14 protein-coding genes are annotated in these 21,987 nt (G+C 43.5%); 8 read left to right on the top strand and 6 right to left on the bottom strand.

The features are described from left to right. Positions 1–12: 12 nt before the first annotated feature. The 8 genes from FHS86_RS13755 to FHS86_RS13720 all read left to right on the top strand — a co-directional run bounded on the left by FHS86_RS13755 (position 13) and on the right by FHS86_RS13720 (position 16,769). Positions 13–1,500 (top strand): TolC family protein, encoded by a 1,488-nt coding sequence (locus tag FHS86_RS13755; RefSeq protein WP_429414719.1) that lies wholly within the window; start codon positions 13–15, stop codon positions 1,498–1,500. Between the two features lie 43 nt (positions 1,501–1,543). Next, positions 1,544–5,536, top strand: coding sequence for an MG2 domain-containing protein (locus tag FHS86_RS13750; RefSeq protein ID WP_429414716.1), 3,993 nt, complete (start codon positions 1,544–1,546; stop codon positions 5,534–5,536). 144 nt (positions 5,537–5,680) lie between these two features. After that, positions 5,681–6,973 (top strand): NAD(P)/FAD-dependent oxidoreductase, encoded by a 1,293-nt coding sequence (locus tag FHS86_RS13745; RefSeq protein ID WP_429414713.1) that lies wholly within the window; start codon positions 5,681–5,683, stop codon positions 6,971–6,973. Between the two features lie 214 nt (positions 6,974–7,187). Further along, entirely contained in the window at positions 7,188–10,391 is a 3,204-nt protein-coding gene (locus FHS86_RS13740) for a PAS domain S-box protein (RefSeq protein WP_429414710.1), read from the top strand. 201 nt (positions 10,392–10,592) lie between these two features. Further along, entirely contained in the window at positions 10,593–12,656 is a 2,064-nt protein-coding gene (locus tag FHS86_RS13735) for an OmpA family protein (RefSeq protein ID WP_429414707.1), read from the top strand. A gap of 17 nt (positions 12,657–12,673) precedes the next feature. Continuing rightward, entirely contained in the window at positions 12,674–14,914 is a 2,241-nt protein-coding gene (locus FHS86_RS13730; protein ID WP_429414704.1) for a hypothetical protein, read from the top strand. A gap of 206 nt (positions 14,915–15,120) precedes the next feature. Then, positions 15,121–15,888, top strand: a complete 768-nt coding sequence (locus FHS86_RS13725) for an undecaprenyl-diphosphate phosphatase (RefSeq protein WP_429414701.1) — start codon at positions 15,121–15,123, stop codon at positions 15,886–15,888. A gap of 221 nt (positions 15,889–16,109) precedes the next feature. Then, positions 16,110–16,769, top strand: a complete 660-nt coding sequence (locus FHS86_RS13720; protein ID WP_429414698.1) for a class I SAM-dependent methyltransferase — start codon at positions 16,110–16,112, stop codon at positions 16,767–16,769. Between the two features lie 102 nt (positions 16,770–16,871). Here the strand turns inward: FHS86_RS13720 and FHS86_RS13715 are convergent, their stop codons facing one another. The 6 genes from FHS86_RS13715 to FHS86_RS13690 all read right to left on the bottom strand — a co-directional run bounded on the left by FHS86_RS13715 (position 16,872) and on the right by FHS86_RS13690 (position 21,704). Next, positions 16,872–17,258 (bottom strand): DUF6122 family protein, encoded by a 387-nt coding sequence (locus tag FHS86_RS13715; protein ID WP_429414695.1) that lies wholly within the window; start codon positions 17,256–17,258, stop codon positions 16,872–16,874. Between the two features lie 90 nt (positions 17,259–17,348). Then, positions 17,349–17,891: a carbonic anhydrase gene (locus tag FHS86_RS13710; protein ID WP_429414692.1), complete on the bottom strand. Its 543-nt coding sequence runs from the start codon at positions 17,889–17,891 to the stop codon at positions 17,349–17,351. A gap of 156 nt (positions 17,892–18,047) precedes the next feature. After that, positions 18,048–18,794: a 23S rRNA pseudouridine(2604) synthase RluF gene (gene rluF / locus FHS86_RS13705; RefSeq protein ID WP_429414689.1), complete on the bottom strand. Its 747-nt coding sequence runs from the start codon at positions 18,792–18,794 to the stop codon at positions 18,048–18,050. A 96-nt stretch (positions 18,795–18,890) separates the two neighbouring features. Further along, positions 18,891–19,343: a cold-shock protein gene (locus FHS86_RS13700; protein WP_429414686.1), complete on the bottom strand. Its 453-nt coding sequence runs from the start codon at positions 19,341–19,343 to the stop codon at positions 18,891–18,893. A 202-nt stretch (positions 19,344–19,545) separates the two neighbouring features. Continuing rightward, complete coding sequence (locus FHS86_RS13695; RefSeq protein ID WP_429414683.1) at positions 19,546–19,815, bottom strand: RNA recognition motif domain-containing protein; 270 nt, start codon at positions 19,813–19,815, stop codon at positions 19,546–19,548. Positions 19,816–20,165: 350 nt separating this feature from the next. Beyond that, positions 20,166–21,704, bottom strand: a complete 1,539-nt coding sequence (locus tag FHS86_RS13690) for an AbgT family transporter (RefSeq protein WP_429414679.1) — start codon at positions 21,702–21,704, stop codon at positions 20,166–20,168. Between the last annotated feature and the right edge of the window lie 283 nt (positions 21,705–21,987).

The following is a 21,987-nucleotide window of genomic DNA, read 5'->3' as shown; positions in this document are numbered from 1 at the left end:
TTGATATTGAACATGAAAACATCAACGATACTTGCCAGCCTGATTTTCCTTAGCTTGTTTTTTGAGCAACTGAAAGCCGAAACGCATCGTCTCGATCTCGATCAAAGCATCGCCATCGCAAAAATGAAAAGTTTCGATATGCTCAGTTTGAAGCAGGATCTGAAAATCGCAGAATACAATCTGAAATCGACTACCAGCCGTTTTAAAACCCATGTCGATCTGGATCTGAATATGCCCAATTATACCGAAACGGTGCGACAGTTCGAAGACAGTACCGGTATTACCTTTTATCCCATCCGGCAAAGCCTGCTCAGCAGTGAGTTGACCATCAACCAGCCGCTGCCCACCGATGGTAATATCTACATCAGTTCGGGACTGAGTTCAACCGACGATTACAACGACAGCAAGCGCTGGTTGCGCATGAATACCCGACTGGGTTTTACTCAGCCCATCGATGCCTTGTATGGCTATAATAATATAAAATCGGCATTCAAAACAGCCGAGTTGGCCTACGAGCAGTCGCAAAAACGTTTAAAAAGAGAAGAATTAAATCTGGTTTATTATGTAAGTAATGCCTTTTATCGTTTGCTTTCGGTGCAAAAACGTGAAGAAATTGCCCGCCTGAACCTCGAAAGGCAGCAGGAGGCTTATCAAATTGCCAAGAATAAATTTGATGCCGGGCTCATCCGCGAGGTCGATGCCCTGCAGATGGAGGTGGACCTGGCTGCAGCCCGCAATAACTATGATTTGTCGATCATCGATCGTTCGTCAGCCGAAAACGAATTCAAGCAATTGATTGGCATTGGCTTAAACGACACGGTCATCATTTCTAACGACATGGCCTACCAGCTCATTGTGGTCGATGCCGATCATGCAGTTGCTCTCGCGCTTCAAAACAGAACCGAAATAAGAGAACAGGAAATTGCCATTGAGCTGAATCAGTTAAATCTGAAAAGACAAAAGGCCCAGGGAATGATTAGCGGAAATCTGAATGCCTATTATGAAAAAATTGGGGTGCACGATTCCCCTATGAGCGATGAACTGGGCGCTTCGTTTGACAATTCTTTTACCGATTTTCAGGAGCGTCCTGGTAACTTTGGCGTAGGAATTTCCATCAACATTCCCATCATCGACTGGGGGGAAAACAAAGCCCTGGTACAGGCAGCCGAAGCCCGCCTGCAAAAAAACCTGTACGACAAGGAACAGACGACCCGAAACATCGAAACCGAAGTGAAAAATCTGGTAGCCGGCTTGAACAGCAGCCTGAAACGTCTTCAGCTTTTGGAAAAGAATGTCGATGTGGCTGAAAAAAGTTTTGAGATTACCCGTATGCGTTTTTCCGATGGCGACATCGACAGTCAGGACCTTGCTCTTGAGCGGGAGCGTTTGAATTCTGCCTATATTTCGCATCTTTCGGCTTACATTCAGTACGAGTTGAACCTTGCCGACTTAATGCGAAAAACGTTTTTCGACTTTAAAAGCGATAAACCGCTGATGTAGCGTGCAAACCGGCTATTTTACCAATAGCTTAAATAATAAATATATGCTTCAAGGTGCTGCTTTTGTTGCCGGCAGGATTTGCATTTTGCTGGCTATGCTGTTGTTCGGTTTTCCGCTCACGGTAAGCTCACAGTCGTGGGAAGAAGATATTCTTCAGAAAGCAGCGGTTTACACGGCCATTCACCGGCAGGAAAAAGTGTTTGTACAAACCGATCGGCCGGCTTATGTAGCTGGTGAAACCATCTGGTTCAGTGCCTTTGTGCTCAGTGCAGCAACACAACGACTCAATAAAAGCGAATGTGTTCTGTATATTGAATTATTGGCGCCCGATGGCGTCCTGCTTCAAAAGCAAATTTTCAAAATAAACGACGGAATAGCCGAAGGGCAGTTGGAACTCCCGGAATCAATGCAGGGAGGAAGCTGTTTTTTACAGGCTTATACCAACTGGCAACGCAATGCCGGAAGTGCGCTCTATTTCAGAAAACAAATTCAGATTAACAAAGCAGGAAGAACGGCTTCACCGGTTTATGATTCGCTTGTGGCAGACAGTACGAGCAAGCAGCAGCCTATCGCAGATGAGGCGGCTAATGCCGTTGAGCCAGGATATTCCATGCAATTTTATCCCGAAGGGGGACATTTGCTCGAAGGCATCAACTCCAAAGTGGCTTTTGAACTGCGCGATGAATCTGGCCGTGCAGTCAAGGCTGGTGGAATGGTTTTCGATGAAATGGGGGAAGTGGTGGCTGCCATCAACGCAATGTGGAATGGCAAAGGATTTTTTATGCTTACACCACAGGCCGGCAAACACTATTATGCTCAGATTGAAAACCGGCGGGGAGCAGTGCAACGCTTTCCATTACCAGGGGCAGCAAAGCTTGGAATGAACTTATCGGTGGTGAATCATGCACATCGTGATCAGCTTCAGGTGAACATCGTACTGAAAGCGGAAACCCCGGGCGAGTCGGACGCTTTCTTGCTTTGCATGCAACATGGCATAGCCAAACATGCTGTCAAATTAAAGTTGAAAGCAGATGAGCCGGTAAGTCTGAGCTTCGATAAAGCAGACTTCAAAACCGGCATTGTACATTTCACCCTTTTCGATGCCAATAAAATGCCCCGAAGCGAACGACTCGTTATGATCGACAATCAGGACCAGTTGAACATTTCAGTACGTGAGCTGAATGAACCCAAAGCACCGCGTGAGTTACTTGAGCTCGAATTGGTGTTTACTACAAGTGATGGTCAGGCTGTTAAGGGTGATTTTTCAGTATCGGTAAACGATGCCGGACGAATTCCATCATCGCTTTATCAGCATCACGACCTGGTGAACTACCTGGCTTTGTTTTCCGACCTGGGACAAGCCATACCCGATGCCAATGGCTTATTGGATAATACAGGCAGTGCCCGTTTTAAAAATGAATTACTGATGCTCACCAACGGTTGGCGGCGCTATGACTGGCATCAAATTCTGGCCGACACCATCGCACTTCCTGAGTATTTTGTCGAATCCGGAATTTATATTGAAGGGCAGGTGATGTCGAACATGCGAAACAACAAGGTAAAGCCGGGCATCGAAGTGACCATGATGACCAGTGGTACTGCGATGCAGCTGTTCACAGAAAAAGCCGATGATGAAGGACGTTTTATTTTCCTTCTGAACGATTTTAACGATACCCTGAGTGCCGTGGTTCAAACCAAAAACCGACTAAAAAACAACAAGGATTTTGGGCTTGATTTGAAAAGCAACATCCATTCAAAACCGGCCGATTACTCATGGTTGAGCGATTGGCACCAGGTACAGGCAGATACAGGCAGGATCAGAACAAAGCAGCAACTGTTCGAAGCAGATGAACTGAGTCGGGAACTAAGCCGCGCCATCGAAAGCGACACCTTCGTGATAACTACCGATTATGCCATTGGCGAAGTTCAGGTGGAAGGTGAAAAAAAACGCAATGCCAAAGCTTCCATCACCCGAAAATACGGCTCGCCGGAGCAATCGGTCGGACGGCGGCAAATTAGCGACCTGGTGCAGCAAAAGCCCTGGCATTTTGGACTGATGACTGTACTGGCTAATGCCTTTCCCGGACTTGACATTCAGGTGAGACCCACCTCAATAGGAATGAACAAAATGCAAGCCGCACCTCCTTCGTTAAGCATGCCAACCCAAAGCAAAGCTTCATCGCTGATTGTCAACGAAAGCTCAAGCATACTATTTCGCCTGAAAAATGAAGCAAGGCATCGCTTCTTTGTGTTTGTCGACGGAGAGTTGGTGGGAGCCAGTGATCCTGAAGGAGTGCTTTCGCGAATGTTCAGTATTTATCAGGTCGACGATCTGATTTCCATCGATCCCGGGCGCGTTGCCTCGGTCGATCTTATTTTTCCTGACATGGGCAAAAAAACTTCCTCGCTGCATGCCGATGCCGAATTTCATGAGTATGAAATGCAGGAAGACGTTGAAGTGTCGGTATTTGAAGATCTTGCCGGTCTCGAAGCGTTTTCCGATCTGTATTCGGCTCCGCTTGCTGTCTTGTCGGTTTATACCAACGATGGGCAGGGGATTTTCGGAAAAGAAAAATACAAGGGAATGGTAAAGCTAAACTTGCAGGGCTTTTCGCGTGTAAAGGAGTTTTACCATCCCAATTATGCAGGCAGCGATGCCGACAGCATTCTTTTCGATCTTCGTTCTACACTTGCCTGGTTTCCCCGGGTTCAGAGCGATTCTACGGGAAAAGCACAGCTGAGTTTTTATACCTCCGATGTTTCAGACCGTTATCGGATTGAAATCAATGGTATTTCCGAAAGCGGAGTTCCGGGTGCATTAATCTATGAGCGCGAAAAAGCCATATTCAACCGCGACAGGGCCCAGTCCGATTTGGAAGCAAGGAAACAGGCCGATTCAGCGTCAGGTAGTAAACCTTACAGGGTATTGCTTCCCGATGGCAACCCGGCTGCCTCGGTGCTTATTCGAAGCGAAAAACACTCGTGGCAAACAATAAGTTCGGCTGGTGGCTGGTTCGACCTTGATTCCCTTATATTTAACGATGATGACCAGTTACTGCTTTTGTGTGCAGGATATCAGGAGCTGGCAGTAAGGGTGGGCGAGGCTGAAAAAGAAGCACTTCGATTAAAGAAAATAGTTGACGAAACTGTTGAAATCAATGCACTTGAACTAATGAAAGAAGTGCTGAAGAAAGCCGGAGAAAACCTTTCATCACAGCATCATCTGTACGAAGGAGCCTACCGGGAAATGCTATTATTTAACAAGGAATTGCATCAGCTCACCGATTTTGAATGGGTGCAACAATGGCCTTCGCTGGCAAACAGCAGTGAAAAAGTAAGCACGCACCTGCTCAATGGGCGGTGTTATCGCTCATCCGGATTTACCGACCACATCAAGTTTACCCCACAAAATCGTTCAGGAGATGTACTTCCTCTTTTCGATCCTTTTTATTCGGCCAAATCATTTCTCACCTGGAACATGCTAAAGCACTATCAGTTTAAAGCGAAGGGCTTGTTGGAATGGAATGGTCGCAAGGTTTATCACCTGGTTTTCGATCAGCTGGAGTCGGCTCCCTGGGCACTTTACACCGGCGAAATGTACATCGATGCCGAAACCAGAGGGCCTGTATGGATGCAGTGGCGTATTAGTCCGAAAGGCTACAGGTACCTGATGCCCGATGAGTTTCTGGCTTCGGGAGGCGATCAGCAGACCTTTGAGTTAAGGCATGAGCGCAACGAAATGTATTGGAACTTCAAGGACGCAAGGTGGCTTCCGGCCTATGCACGCAGTGAAGTGAATTTTAAACAAAACGGAAACAGTGCCTCGATCATCCGTGAGGCCGTATGGCATGAAAGCAAGGGGGAATGGCCACGATTAATTGAACGCGATGCCAACGAAATGGAGCAGCGCAGCCGATACAACAGTCATCCCGAATACCAGCCGGTACAATGGCGTAAAGCCTGGCTCCTGCCTTCATCATCCATCATCGATGAACAATTCAGGTTTTTAAAGCACGAAGTGGAATACAAACAGTAAGCTGCATCGAAAATTTTTGTCGGGCTATCATTGTTTGAACACGATGCTTTTTCGAGGGAGAATTTGTACTGAAAAAAATGTATGAAAGTAATCCGGGAGGTAAAACATTCGTTGAAGCAACTTGTTGTCTCCTAAAAACGCACGATGGCTATCAACATACCGCGTACCGAAGAGCCCCGGGTTGTTATTGTAGGAGCAGGATTTGCCGGGCTCAAACTTGCACGAAAATTACTGAATAAAGGTTTTCAGATTGTTTTGATCGATCAGAACAATTATCATCAGTTTCAACCGCTGCTTTATCAGGTGGCTACATCAGGGCTTGAACCCAGTGCCATCTCCTTTCCTTTGCGTAAAATATTTCAGAAGGAAAAAAATATCCATGTTCGAATTGCCAAGGTGGAAGAAGTGATTCCTGAAAGGAAAAAAGTCAAAACCAGTCTGGGCAAACTGAAGTACGATTATCTGGTATTATCAACCGGAGCCACAACCAACTATTTTGGGATGGACAGTTTTGAAAAATTTACGATTCCAATGAAATCGACAGCCGAAGCGGTGTATTTGCGAAATACCCTGCTTTTGAATTTTGAAAAGGCCGTAACCATTTCAAATGAAGCCAAACTTCGGAAAATCATGAATGTGGTGGTGGTTGGGGGCGGTCCTACGGGCGTTGAGATTTGCGGTGCACTTGCTGAAATGCGTAAATTTGTGCTTCCCAAGGATTATCCTCACATTAACTTCGATTTAATGCACATTACGCTGATTGAAGCGCAGGCGCATCTGTTGCAGGGGATGAATCCTGAATCGGGTGAAAAAGCCAGACGATATCTCGAAGAAATGGGAATCAGCGTACTGACCAATCATAAGGTAACTGATTATAATGGTGAGTTGCTTACGCTGGAAAACGGCCGGAAAATCGAAAGTGAAACATTGGTTTGGGCGGCCGGTATTAAGGGACAGATGCCCGATGGTCTTTCTCAAAGCATCCTTGCCCGGGGAAACCGGGTCAATGTGAATCGTTTCAATCAGGTGAATGGTTTTGAACATATTTACGCCATTGGTGATATTGCCTGTATGGAAACCGAAAAATATCCTCACGGACATCCTCAGGTAGCGCAGGTAGCGCTGCAACAGGCAAGGCAGCTGGCTTACAATCTGATTGCACTTCAAAAAAACAAAGCACTAAAACCGTTTGAATACCACGATCGGGGCTCAATGGCTACCATTGGCCGAAACCGGGCAGTGGTGGATTTACCCCGCTTTCGTTTTAGCGGATTTCCAGCGTGGATGGTATGGATGTTTGTCCATTTAATGTCGATCGTCGGGGTTAAAAACCGGCTGATCATTTTTATTAACTGGCTGTGGAGTTATATCACTTTCGACCAGTCGCTGCGCTTGATCTTAAAACCTTCGGCAAAAGCAAAACAACGAGCGGAGTAATAGTCATTACTTTTTCAGCTCGTTTTCTTCGAACCTGAATTTCACCATGGCTTCAATTAGTTTGTATGGAATGGCCTTGTTGAGCGGAAACTGAACTGAGCCCTTACCTTGTTTGTATTCTGTAAGAAAAAAAACTAAATTGTTGATCGTTGATTGTATCGGCGATCAACAAACTGGAGCGATTGATGTTCTTCTTGCAGAAAAAAATTGTGCTATGAATCATGGAAGTACCACATTGCTATCACTCATTGCAGACTTAAGCGACATCAGGAATAAGGAAATGCTTTTGCAACATTTTGTTGAAGCATTGCCAGCCATTTTCCCTGAGGCTTCTTTTAAGTGGCACAAAAATGCACCGGAATCAAAAGAACCTGCAGTCCAATTAAGGAGCAAAAGTCAAGTGCATGGCTTTATCAGTTATCCAACTACATGGTCGAAAAAGCATGATCAGCTTAACGAATTGCAACAAGCACTTAAACTTCTTGTTGTGCTAATCGAAAAATTGGAACTGGAAGCAGGCAGTACAGATCAGAAAATAGTGATTGATCAAGCAAATCAGGGGGCCACACGGCAGGAGGAGGTAGCCAATACTACGATTGACGATGATTTTCTCGTGAAGAGCCAGACTGAAAGTCTGGCTGAAACAGAAGAAGCGCTAACAAATAATGCAGAGAAAATAAAGAATGCCTTTGAAAATCAGAATGAAATATTTCGGAATGCGCTCAACAGAATTAATGCCTATGTTTATCTGAAAGATACCGAAGGTCATTATACCTATGCCAACAACCATACACTTGAATTTTTCAAATGCCATCCTAATGAGCTGATAGGGAAAACTGATTATGATTTTTTCACCCCCGAATTGGCCGCACGCTTGCAGCATATTGACAAGGAAGTGATTTCGAAAGGAATTGATACGGATAATGAGGTGCAGGGTAAAGACTTGAATGGTGAAAACGTTTATTATCGGGAAATTAAAACACCCATATTTGATTTAACAGATAGTAAGAAAGTTATTGGCCTTTATGGAATTTGTACCGATATCAGCTGGCAAAAACAAGCCGAAGCCGATCTGAAGCATTCACACAATTTGTTGAAATACATTATTGAGCACAACCGGGGTTCGGTGGCCGTTTTCGACCGGAATATGAATTATGTATTTGTTAGTCAGCATTATCTTGACGATTTTAATATTTCGGCCGATACCAACATTATTGGCAGGAACCATTACGAACTTTTTCCTTACCTGCCTGAAAAATTTAGAAAAGCCCACCAACGTGCCTTGCAGGGAGAAACAATAAGTGGAAATAATGATGAACTGATTCATCCCGACGGAACAATAGAGTGGAAACAATGGGATTGTCGTCCCTGGTATGCAGCCGATGGTACGGTAGGAGGGATAATTCTATATGCCGAAGACATTACCGAACGCAAACTCTCTGAAGCCGCTTTAAAAGAGAGTGAGAAGAATTATCGTGAGCTGATTAACGGGATGAACGAAACCGTGTGGGTGATCGACTTTCAGGGCAATTTGCTCGATGTGAATGAAACAGCCATTCAAACCATGGGTTATACAAAAGATGAACTCCTGCAAATTGGTTTGTACGGGATTGATGCTTCCTTGAAAAAAGAGATGATTGTTGAACTGGCCAAAACAATGCCCGATGATCAGCTGCAGATTTTTGAAACCACCCATAAAACAAAAGAAGGGCAGATAATTCCGGTAGAAATATACTCCAGTATCGTGACTTATCAGGGGAAAAGAGCCATTTTGAGCATTGCCCGCGATATCACCCAACGCAAACAAATGGAACAGCAGTTGCGTGAAAGTGAAGAAACCATACGTCTTTTATTCAATTCAACTGCCGAAGGCATTTATGGTATCGACACCGAGGGTATTTGTACTTTTTGCAACAGGGCAGCTTTGAAAATGCTTGGCTATGAAAATGAAGACGAAGTGATTGGTAAGAATATGCATGAGCTGATGCACCACAGTCGCTCCGATGGATCATCCTATTCAATCAGCGAGTGTAGTATTAACAAAGCTTTCAAAAGCAAAAGCGGCACACATGCCGATGATGAAGTTTTTTGGTCAAAAAACGGAAGTAGTTTTGCGGTTGAATACTGGTCATATCCTATTGTACGCAACAAAAAAATAATTGGAGCTGTAGTAACTTTCATCGATATTTCCCAGCGTAAACACGACGAAGAGGTGAATCAGATATTGTATGAAATTGCCCGCACCTCGATGAGTGCCAATGCCATAGAAGAAATGCTTGGAGTGGTACGGCACGAATTAAGCAAGGTGATTGACACCACCAATTTCTATGTGGCAATGTACAAAGCTGCCAGCAATTCCCTTCGTAAAATCATTTACGTGAATGAGAAACAAAGCCTCGAAGAATGGGATGTGCGTAACACCTTGTCGGGTGAAGTATTGCGAAGTAAAAAAACACTGCTTTTAACTGAAAATGAAATCAGTGTATTTCGAAAGAAAAACGGTTTGGCATATCTTAGCGAACAAGTGAAATGCTGGCTGGGAGTTCCACTGGTCGATAACCAGCAAGTAATTGGTGTAATGGTGGTACAAAGCTACACCAACAAAGATGCTTTCAACAAAGGACATGCCCGTTTTCTTGAAATAGTTGCCCACGAATTAAGCACTGTGGTGCAACGTAAGCAAATGATTCAGGACCTGATTAAGGCAAAGGAAAAAGCCGAAGAAAGTGATCGGCTGAAGTCATCTTTCCTGGCCAATTTGAGTCACGAAATTCGTACTCCCATGAATTCCATCATGGGCTTTGCCAGTTTACTTCCCGAAGAAGATGACAATGCGCTGATTAAGCAATATGCTGAAATCATCGTCCGGAATTCGGAACAACTGGTGCATATTATTGACGACATTGTTCTTTATTCGCGGCTGCAAACCCGCTTATTGACCTATAACCCAAGTGAATTCAGTGCCGAAAGGCTTTTCAGTGACATTGTCCAATCGTTTAACCTGCCTGAGTTTACCGATAAAGCAATGCTGCAAATCGACCCGAAAAGTGATGGTAAAATCCTCATTCATTCTGATTATGAAAAGTTACGACAGGTGATTACCAACCTTGTTTTCAATGCCTTCAAATACACCCCCGAGGGTAGCATTACGATAGGCGTCGAAAGGCAGGCAAATGAATTAAGGTTTTTTGTTCGCGATACGGGCATTGGAATACCCGCCAATGAAGTGAAGAAAATTTTCGAGCGTTTCTATCGTGCATCGAATGTCGACAAGGGAGCCATTAGCGGAACCGGCCTGGGTTTAAGTATTGTTAAAGAGTTGATTGAGTTGGCCGGAGGTAACATATGGGTCGAAAGTGATCCCGATGAGAAATCAGCTAAGAAAGGCAGCACCTTCTTCTTTACCATTCCCGATTAAATGGAGGAATACCTCAGTGGGCTAAGCTGTATTAAATAACATTGAAAATCAGTAAATGATTATTACTATAAAGTGTATGATGATATTGTCTCGTATGGGATTGTTCCTTAAATTGTCTAAAACTTTCTATGCTGTCATTTCTAATTTTTAAATGAATCTTTTTCCAGCAGTTATAGATAATATGATCAAAAAAACAGATAAATGAAAAAAGCAATCCTGCTTCCCCTGCTGATCTTTTTCGTACTTCTTGTTAAGGCATATAAATACGATTTTGAGCAAATACTTGTAAGAGGAGTTGAAAATCCGGTTGATTTTGCCATTAGCCCCGATGGATTACAAATGGTGATTATTGACTGGCCGCGTAAAGAAAAAAGACTGGTAAAAGTTACAAAACGCACTGATACCGGGAGTAACTGGTGGCCGGCTTCCAGCGTCAATGTTATTAACGATTTGACCGGAGAGGATACAAGAATCTGTGGTCCCTCGTTCCGTTTTGATGGTAAAGTGCTTTATTTTGCTGCCAATTTGCCCGATACCAAAGGTGGTCTTGATCTTTACCAATGCGAAATTATTAACAGGGAAATAATGGCTCCGGTTAACCTGGGAGCTCCCGTTAATACCGCAGCCGATGAGAATTATCCGTCTGTCTCGGGTAATCAGCGGGAGTTGTTTTTTACCCGCGAAGAAGTGATGAAAAAACTTGAAGACTACCAAACGGGCGCAATCTGGAAATCGGGAATAAACAGCGATCATACCCGCTGGAAACAGCCCGAAAAAATCAATACCGAAATTAACAACGGCGGCATCGCCTGGCCCAAGGTATACGACGACAACCACACCCTGATTTATTCTCGTGTTGAAGACAATAAGGAAAACTGGAAGCTCTACTGGACGAAAAGCATGACCGGAATTCATTGGTTTCTGCCCGTTAAAATCGATACACTGGCATCGAAGGACAGTGAAACAGCCCCTTCGTATTGCAAAGCCGATGGCTTTCTGTATTATATTGTAAGCGACAATGGAAAACATCCAAAGGGTCAGTTGTACCGTTATCCGCTCGATGAACGGTTTATTCCGGATAAAACCATTATAATCAGCGGGAAGGTCAGCAATGCAGTTACCAGCGAGCCCATTGCGGCTAAGGTCTTGGTAAGTGATCCGATAATAGGAGATACTGTTTTTTATGCCAATGCTGACCCGAAAAGTGGACAGTGGTGGACACTGGTCAATGCCGGCAAAAGCTACATGTACCACATTTGGGGTGAAGCTTTTTCTCATAAGTTCCATTTGTTTGACGAAATGGCGACTCATGAACATCGTAGTCTCGATTTCGCTTTGTATCCCGAAGTTAAAGTCTCATTGAATATGTATGATGAGGAAGAGCTATGGCCGCTCGACGGAAAATTGAGCATTCTTGACCCAAACGGAAAGAATGTAGCTGCTGAAATACATGAAATTTACAAAGGAAAAAAGGAGATCATCCTGCCCATTGGCTTATTATATACTTTACAGGTTGATGTGGAACATTATGAAAGCAATCGGCTGCAGCTGAATCTTTCAGACCTTGTTTTATTCGATGAATTTATACGTGACATTGAACTTAAGCCCAAAAAGCGGCTACTCGAATTACTGGTTCTCGATGAAGAAACCAATGATCCGCTTTCAGCTTCCATCGAACTTTTTGATGAACGAAAGCGCCTGTATCAACCTGAAGCGCTTGAAGGCAAAGCCGGCAGGTATTCGCTTGTATTGCGCGAAGGTGAAGTTTATGATGTTGAAGTGAGAGGCCCCCGGGGGTTTGCTTTTAAACACGAGTTAATAGATTTGGCAGCCCATCGCGATTTGAAGCAAAAAACAATTTCCCTTAGTCCGCTTAAGATTAAAGTCCCCATTCAGTTAAACAACATCAATTTTGAATTCAATTCAGCCGACCTGCTCGAAAGTTCTTTTGAGGAACTGGCTCGGGTGATTCAGCTTCTAAAGGACAATCCCGACATCCATGTCGAGATCATGGCACATACCGACGATGTGGGCAGTGAGCGTTATAATAATGTACTGGCCGAAAAACGGGCCAAATCGGTGGTTGAATACCTCATCATCAACGGCATCGAAAGCCATAAGCTGCAACCCAAAGGCTATGGTGAAACAGTGCCCCTGGTTCCCAATACGTCCGACGAAAACCGCGCCATTAACCGCAGGGTCGAAATGAAAATTCTGGACGAACAGGACGAAATATTTTTTATTGAGAAACGACTTACTGAATAATTTCAAATAGATCGACGATGAAGAAATTACTACTCATTACAAGCTGCCTGTTGCTTGCTTATTCGGCATACACCCAGGACAAATTCAATGATTTATATGAAAGTTTTTCGGTGAACGACCGCTTCAGTAACATGCAAAATCTGATTCATTATCAGGGAAAAAATCCCGATCATGCCATTGTCTATTTCAAACTGGCTGAAATTAACAATGAGTACCTGCGTGAAACAAATCCCTTGTTCATGTATCCTATTCTGAAAAATTATTATTCACAGGCTAAAATTTACTACGGACTGGTTAATTTCAAAATAGACGATCGGCAGGTGCGAAACGATCGGGATTATTATGGTACTATTCCGAAGGCTGAAGATCATAAGAAGATTGAAAAGGACGATGTGGTAAACGAAGTGAACCGACGGCTCGGAGAGCTTGATGAATACTTTGGATATGCCGAAAGTGTGCACCTTAATTTTACCCGCTGTGTTAGTAAATACAACAGTTGTCTTTATTTCTACCGGAATGTGCTTGAACGATATCCCAATTACAAGGATCTTTTTTTAAAGGCCGACGACGATTTATTGGAACAGCTTGCCAATATGGTAGCCGATTTTGATTCTTCCATTGTGTATTTTGATGCGTACAAAACTGCCTGTAGTCAACTTCCTCATTTGCTAAAGGTAAATACTTACCAGATTCATCCCATCGTAACCTACCGGCTTGAAGGTCTTACTGAAGCCGACTTTGAAAAGGAAGTTGTTAATTTGTGGGATTTCAAAAGCTGGGGTGAAAATTTTTTGAAGCTGATGGATACCGACATAAAGACCATTCGTGACGGATTATTTGATGTGGATCAGGCAATGGATCAGCAAATCGAACAGCTTATTCATCGTACTGCATTTGAGAATGAGATCGATTATTATCGGCCAGAAGCCCGTTTTCAGAATCTGATCGGCAAATACGATTATTCATCGATTTGCAATGACCTGTTCGATTACAAAAACTCAAAAATTGAGTGGCTGGCTGCAACAAAACAGGAAGTGAACGATACAAGCCTTCATGATAACTTTTACCTGATTGCCAAACTGCGTTATTATGAAGATTTGGCCGAAGAAGTTAAAGCACTGAACGATGAGCTGGCGCTCCTGAGGCAAAATATCAGCTTCGAAAAAATCATCCTTTATAATCATTTTTTCAACGAGCAATACGGCGGCATGGACGGCTTGATGCGCTGGTGCGTATTGGAAAAAAGCAGGAACGATGAATTGCTGAACAGCAATCTGGAGCATCTTGTTAAATTCATTCAACACGATCGTGAAAAATACTTCTTCAGCGATCGTGTTGTAAGCTTTCAAAATCAGTTAATTCCTTTTGGTATTCAACGTACAACAGCGTCACAAACCATGATTGATACCACTTTAACCACTGGCTTCAAGGTTTTTAATAAGCGTTGGAAATATTTGCATGGCGTTCAAATCGACAAAAATGGTAAAGGCAAAGCATTTTTGGCCGGTTTCGATCAACAGGACAGGGGGCGCTGGCTGGTAAGCCCGCGGGACAAAGTGCAGGGAAGCAGTCTCCTTTTCGATCATAAAATTCTCGACGACAGTACCTGTTACGTCGTTGGATGGACCGAAATACCTGGCGATTCACAATTGATAAAGGAGACCTTTGTGGCGGCTTATGACTGGAACGGGAAGGAAGAGAAAAATGTAGTATTACAGAAGAATGCATTTCCGCTTCATCTTGAAGTGGATGAAATCAATGAACAATACCTGCTGATTACCCGTAGCACGTTCAATGATTCACTTACAGATTTGCCCGTGTTAAAAGTGGCCTTGTACACTTTCAATGATTCATTGAAATGGGAGAAAGAAATTTTTACCGATGCCGAACTTATTGATGTGGTCAATACCAACAACAACTTTTTAATTGCCATCAAAGGAAAAAGCATGAATTACCAGGCCTGGTCGCTGAATTATTCCGCAGAAAATCAGATTGTAAGCTCGCTTTATTTGACCCGCGAAGGCGAAATGAAACACATTGGCACTTATCATATCGATGGTCGGGTTGACCTTACCTCGTGTTTAAAAATCAACGACAACACCTTTAATTACATTGGACATGATTTCACCAATGAAGGCATGTCGGGCGTTTTTTACCTCTTAACCGATGAGCTCGGACAACCTAAATGGTGTAATCGGGAAGGTGTGACTTATGAGATTTACACTGAGAAAAGCAGCCGGCCAATCAAGAATAATTGAAATATTTGGCATTTGCACCATACAAGAAACAGGATGTGAGCCTTAGAATGTGTGTTTGTCTGAGGCCGGGTTGCTTAATTCATCATCAACACAGCGAACTGTGTTTAAAATAATTCCCCGACAATGGCCTTTATTTCCGACGGTTCATTATTTTTACCGGCTACTTTAAGAATCTTTATTTTTTAGCCCAAAATTGATGCACGAACATGAGCTTAATTCAATCGATTATTATTGCCATTATTGAAGGACTTACCGAGTTTTTACCCATTTCATCGACCGGCCACATGATTCTGGCTACAGCAGCCATGAAAATTCATGAGGATGAGTTTGTGAAAACCTTCGAAATTGTTATTCAGCTGGGCGCCATCATGGCCATAGCACTGATGTACATTAAACGCTTTTTACAGGGAATCGATATTTACCTGAAACTGATCATTGCCTTTATTCCAACAGCCATCGTTGGTTTTTTTGCCTACGAATACATCAAGGCTTATTTATTCAACCCGGTGGTGGTATCGGTTTCGCTCATTGTGGGCGGTGTAATACTGATTTGGGTCGATCGCAGGGTGGTGAACAAGAAAAACGAAATTGCCAGTTTGGAACAAATTCCATACAAAAATGCATTTTTCATCGGACTCATTCAATGTCTTTCCATGGTACCAGGTACTTCAAGGGCTGCTGCCACCATCATTGGTGGAGTTTTTAACCGGCTCGATAAGAAGCAGGCCACCGAGTTTTCCTTTTTGCTGGCCGTACCTACCATGTTTGCTGCTTCGGGTTACGACCTGCTAAAAACACCCATCGATTTTTCACGTGAGGAAATCATTATGCTGCTGGTAGGATTGCTTTTTGCCTTTGTTAGTGCCTGGCTTGCGGTAAAGGTGTTTCTTAAAATTGTTGAAAATTACGGTTTTAAGCATTTTGGCTATTACCGCATTGTGCTGGGCCTTCTTTTCCTTATTTTTATTGTCTAGTGGAAGCTGCAGGCATTAACTCCTTGTCAGATTTTCGGACTTAATAAGGAAAGCCACTGTGAAATAAGATCTTTGATAAGGTGTTTAACAAATAGCAACTTTTATCCCCTGGAAAATAAGCTGGCAATACAAGCCATTTCACAGGGTGAACTTTTCTTAATGACTCCATGACCAATGACTTTTTTCCATTACCAATGACTTTTTCCTAATGACTTTTTAATATGAGATTCAGTCGGATATTTGGAGCGAGCTACGATTATTTCATGTACTACCTCGAAAAGAGGCAGCTCAGGGCAAGGCGTGCACGACTCTTATCGGAGCTCGAAGGTCATGTGCTGGAAGTGGGAGTTGGCACCGGTGTAAATCTTGAGCATTATACCGAAAAAGTACAACTAACCGGAATTGAACCTTCGCCCTACATGTTTTACAGGGCAGAAAAAAAACGTGATTTATTGCTGTTTCCCGACCGGGTGAGTTTGCATAACACCGGTTGTGGTTACCACGAAATGCAGCAGTTGATAGCTCCCGCTACGCTCGATGCGGTGGTATGTACGCTGGTGCTTTGCACCATTCCCGATCCTGGTCTTGCTTTGGATCAGTTCATGAGCTGGCTCAAACCCGGTGGTCGCTTGCTGGTTCTCGAACATGTGAGAGCGCACCGGCATCTGGGTGGAAAAATGCAGGACTTTTTCAATCCTGTATGGGAAAAGGTAGCCGAAGGATGTCAGCTAAACCGACCAACGGATACTTTGCTAAAAGAAAAAGGGTTTCTGGTGAAGCGGGAAGAATACTTCAAAATGGGGCTTCCCTTTTACGAGGTAGAATTAATCAAACCCGACGCTCGAAACACCAGCAAAGCAGAATTTCCTCCGACAGTTTAGATGAATCTAAAATTGGGTTCAGCTGGCTTCACCTGGCAATTCTTTTCCAAAATATTTTTTCATAAGAAAGGGGAGCCGCTTTGTAATTTCTGAAGCGATGATTTATAATCCAATTATTTTTGAAATGTTTTTTATGAGTTCGATTGCAGGCGAATTGCTTAAACATTCTTTACAATTTGCATAGGTCATTAAGCAGTCAATCAAATCGGTGAGCATATGAAACAGCAGTCCTATGCCAATAATTCTGAATGGTTTGCGAAAAAAGAGCAATGCAACATACCCTGCCATTGCGTAGTAGGTATGCAGCGGGTGGAAGTTAATACTACAACGGTTTGCTTCGAAAATTGGAGTAGCCAGCAAATGATCCAGATCGACCAACATGCTTGCAATGAGAAGCAGGTACACCCTTTTCCAATCCTTTCTGTAGAATACAAAGGCAATAATAAAAGGAAAACCAAAGTGCAAAAAGTAGTGAATAAAAGTTTGCATAATTTTGAAAGTATCAACTGCACTCATTCTTGCTGACGGTGTGACTTTAAATCACGTGCTCCGTGCCGTCAGTCGGTTCTATTTGGGCCTTTAGTCTTCCCTGATCAGGTACAGCTGATTGTCTTCTACCTTATACAGCATAGGAGCCACAACAACTTTCGGATATTTGATGCGCAGTCTTTGTGCTTCGCTTAAAACAAAATCGATTTCATTACCGATTTCGAACAGGGGGGCAAAATTGCTGAAATGTTCTTCGGCTTTTTGGGCGTCCCAGCCGGCACGTTCAATAAGACCATCAATGAAAATTTGTTTCCGGGCTGCCAGGTTCACCATGCCACAGTTGGTATGAGCTATGAGCGCAATGTATTGCACTCCGCCAACACCAATGGCATACGAAACCTTGAACTCGCTGTAACGCAGATTGGCTCCACCGGCACGGATGATGAAGGCAAAATTTTCGGGAATCTGAAGCTTCTTTCTGTTGTCCATACACATACCCACCAGCAATTCTGCTTTTTCGTAGTCTTTGTGTTCTTTTCCCAGGTTGTGATAGCTGAGAAGATCGCCGATTGGTGTGTTTTGGTAGGCTGGAAAAATTTGATTGTTACTGTTGATTGCTACAATTCTGTCCATCGTTATTTATTTGTTTGCCAAATAAACGAAAAAAATGGCCCCTGGGTTTACGGGAGTTCAATTTGATAACAAAAAAAATAGAGAAGAGAATGCCTGTTTAGGCTACATCGTGCTTATAAGCAGTGTATTGTTTGGTATGAAGGCAAAATGGAACATTCAACCAGCGGAGTGGGTTTTTGAAGAATTGGCAATCCGGCGGTTAATATCGTCGATTTCGGCAGCGCTCAGATCGCGCCATTGTCCCGTTGGCAGGTCGAGCCTGACATTCATAATACGGGTACGCTTGAGTGCTGTGACGCGGTAACCCAGGTATTCACACATCCGGCGGATTTGTCGGTTTAGACCCTGTGTGAGTACAATGGTAAATTCATACTTCCCGGTGGGTTTTACAAGGCATTTTCGGGTGACGGTTCCCAAAATCGGGATACCTCCTGCCATTTGCTTTATAAATTTAGAATTGATTGGCTTGTCAACCCGAACTTCATATTCTTTTTCGTGGTGATTGTGTGCCCTTAGTATTTTGTTTACAATATCACCATCGTTGGTAAGAAAAATGAGTCCCTCGCTGGGCTTGTCGAGTCGGCCAATGGGGAAAATTCTTTCGGGGTGACCAATGAAGTCGATGATGTTGTTTTTTTCATTCTTCGTGTCGGTAGTACAGACGATGCCTACCGGTTTGTTGAAAGCAATAAATACCGGTTTTTGTTCCTTGTTGTCGATGGTTTTACCATCAACCCTTACTTCATCTCCGGTACTTATTTTGGTGCCCTTTTCAGGTATCTTTCCATTAATGGTCACTCTTCCGGCTTCGATCAGCTGATCGGCCATTCGTCGTGAACAAAACCCAACTTCGCTCAGGTATTTGTTAATTCTTACCTGTTGTATTTCATTTGGCGTATTCATCTACTCTGGCTGTGTTGATTCAATACAATCCACGGGCAGCACATTTAGCTGCCTTTCGTTAAAGAGTGAATCAATGAACAGTAAAAGAAAGCGGTATTATTTGAAAAGCTTTACATTTAATGCAGTTGGTCCTTTAGGGCCTTTACCTACTTCGAAGGTCACCACATTGTCCTCTCTGATTTCTTCCTGTAAATTATTGGCGTGTACAAATACACTCTGACGGTTTTCGAGGTCGCGGATAAAACCAAAGCCTTTGTTGTCGTTAAAGAAGGTTACAATTCCTTTCCGGGTTGGATCTTCTTTTTCGGAAGGATCGGTTTTGCTAACACTGATTTCAATGTCTTCAATTGCGACTTCTTCTTTCTGATCGGGATCGGGTGGGGTATCGGTAATGCGTCCGAATTCATCTACATAGGCAATCATGTCATCAAGGCCTCCTGATTTCACATCATCTTTTCTTGCCAGACGCTTTTTCTCTTTGTCCTTTCTTTTTTTCTCTTTTTTCTTTCTTACTTCTTTTTTGTTAAACGATTCCTGGGATCTGCCCATATATTTCTATTTAAAATTAATAATTGGTATTGATATGCATTTTTGACATACGTTGAAACCGCAGAAAGGTTTCCAAAAAGTTTCAACAAATGAGTTTTTCTTTAAACACATTAAACAGCAGCGAAAGGACTGGCCTGACGTACTGCTGTTTAATTGTTATAGCTTATGTCTGTCGTCTTCGCGATCGACAGCTCCTGCTTTTCTAGTAACGACGGGAATTGCTGCTGGCTTTCTTAGGCTTTGCCTCGTTAACCACCATTTCCCTGTTTTCAAGCATTGCACCATGTAAATCGTTAATCGATTTCATGGCTTCATCCTTGTTGTCCATTTCTACAAAACCAAAACCTTTGCTCTTACCACTGAATTTATCGGTGATCAGCTTTACAGAACTTACTGCTCCGTATTCTTCAAAAATACCTTGCAAGTCGTCTTCGTTTACGTTGTAGTCAAGGTTTCCTACATAAATGTTCATTCGAAAGTAATTTAATTGTTATTGTTTCAACATCAGGAAGATTACCGGGAAAGCGCAAGATGGCTGAAACTTCAGTGTTTGGAAGTCAAAGGCAGTGTATTGTCTAACTGGCAGAAAACCTGTATGTTATTGCTTTAAAAAATTGATTTTAGCATATTCTCAGGCAATTTCAGAGCGATTTTCTACGCTGTGGGACTTACCCTCTATCATCAAAATTTTTGCAAATGTACGCTTTTAGTTTCACTGAATCACAATATTCGGCGTATTTTTCAGTTTTGGGGCAAAAAGACCTTGTACAGAATAAGGGAAGAAGCTGGTGATTTTTCCAATTCTGCCGCCTCTCAGCCTGCTTAACCCGGCAGGCTGTAGTGGATTTCGGCACCAGGCCCCAAAGGAATACCAAGCAGCAGCCATGCGATCAGTAACACAATCCAGAAAACAAGGAAAGTGATGGTGTAGGGGACCATGGTAGCGATGATTGTTCCAATTCCGGCCTTGGGGTCGTATTTCTGTACAAAGGCAATAATGAGTGCAAAAAAGCTCATCATAGGTGAAATGACGTTGGTAACACTATCGCCAATACGGTAAACCACCTGTGATAATTCAGGAGAGTAGCCCATAATCATGAACATGGGAATGAAGATGGGGGCAAGAATGGCCCATTTGGCCGAGGCACTTCCCATGAGCATGTTGATGGCCGCCGAAAGCAGAATGAAGAAAATCATCAATGGAATAAGACCAATGTCGGCCGACATGAGTGCTCCGGCTCCCTTAACAGCCAGAATAATTCCAAGGTTACTCCACTTGAAATAGGCCACAAACTGCGCTGCAAAGAAAACGAGCACCAGGTAAGTACCCAGTGTTTTCATTGAATCGGCCATTCCGTTCATGACATCGACGTCGTTTTTAAAGGCTCCGGTGGTAAAACCGTAAGCCAGTCCCATGGCACCTGCTGTAATAAACAGCATGGCTACAACGCCTTTTATGAGTGGTGATGACAGCAAGCCGCCATCGTTTCCTCTGAAAAAACCGTCCTCGGGAATGATCCCGATAAGCGTGATGACAAAAATAACTCCCAGGGTGATCAGGGCTGCCTTAATTCCTTTTCGTTCTTTCCTGCTCAGCTTATCAAACGACTGATCCTGTTCATCGACATGGCCGGTATATTTTCCCAGCCGGGGTTCTACTATTTTATCGGTTACCAGGGTGCCGGCAATGGCTATTACAAAGGTAGAAGCTACCATGAAATAGTAATTGGCTGTTGCATTCACCTGATAAGCTGGATCGAGAATGCGGGCTGCTTCCTGCGACAGACCAGCCAGAAGCGGATCAACGGTTCCCAGCACCAGATTGGCACTAAAGCCACCCGATACGCCGGCAAAGGCTGCTGCCATTCCTGCAATAGGATGCCGCCCAACGGCAATAAAAATAACCCCGGCCAGCGGGATGAGGAGCACATAACCCACGTCGGATGCCAGGTTCGATAAAATACCAGAGAAAACAAGCACAAAAGTGAGCAGGTGACGAGGCGAGTTAAGTACCAGCATACGAATAATGGCATTAACAAGTCCGCTTTTTTCAGCAATGCCGATGCCCAGCATGGCTACCAGAACAATTCCCAGAGGAGCAAAGCCGGTAAAATTATCCACCATTTCGAGCAGGATGCGATGAATGCCATCGTGCGAAAGCAGGTTAACGGGTTTTACAAGTTCCTGGGTGCCCGGATGGATCACTTCCCAGCCCAGATAATAACCTACGGCGGAGAATATCAGGGCCAGCAGGGCAAAAATGGCAAACAGGGTTGCGGGATGGGGCAGGGCATTGCCGGCCCTTTCGGTCCAGTTTAAAAGTCGGTCAAAAATACTTCTCTTGGGCTTGCTCTTGTTCATCTTGCTTCTTTTTTACAGGGCACAAAGAAAAAAAGATTTGTCAAAATCTAAAATGATTCCTGTTATTCGCTGGTGAAATAGGCATCTGCCAAGTGTTTGGCAGATCAACAGGAAAAGTAACCGGAAGCTTAGTAAATTGTTTAGCAGCATTCTTCCTGACTTTGTTTAATAAAAAAACCGCCTCCCTCAGGAAACGGTTTTTTGTCTTATGATCTCTTATCTGAAATCTAATCTACTGTCTAATATCTCTTGTCTGATATCTCTTGTCTGTTTGATCTCTTGT

It is taken from the genome of Roseimarinus sediminis (assembly GCF_050433125.1).
GTDB classification, from domain to species: domain Bacteria; phylum Bacteroidota; class Bacteroidia; order Bacteroidales; family Prolixibacteraceae; genus Roseimarinus; species Roseimarinus sediminis.
Note: the sequence above shows the minus strand (reverse complement) of the source record. Positions and strands in the feature narration are given on the sequence as shown.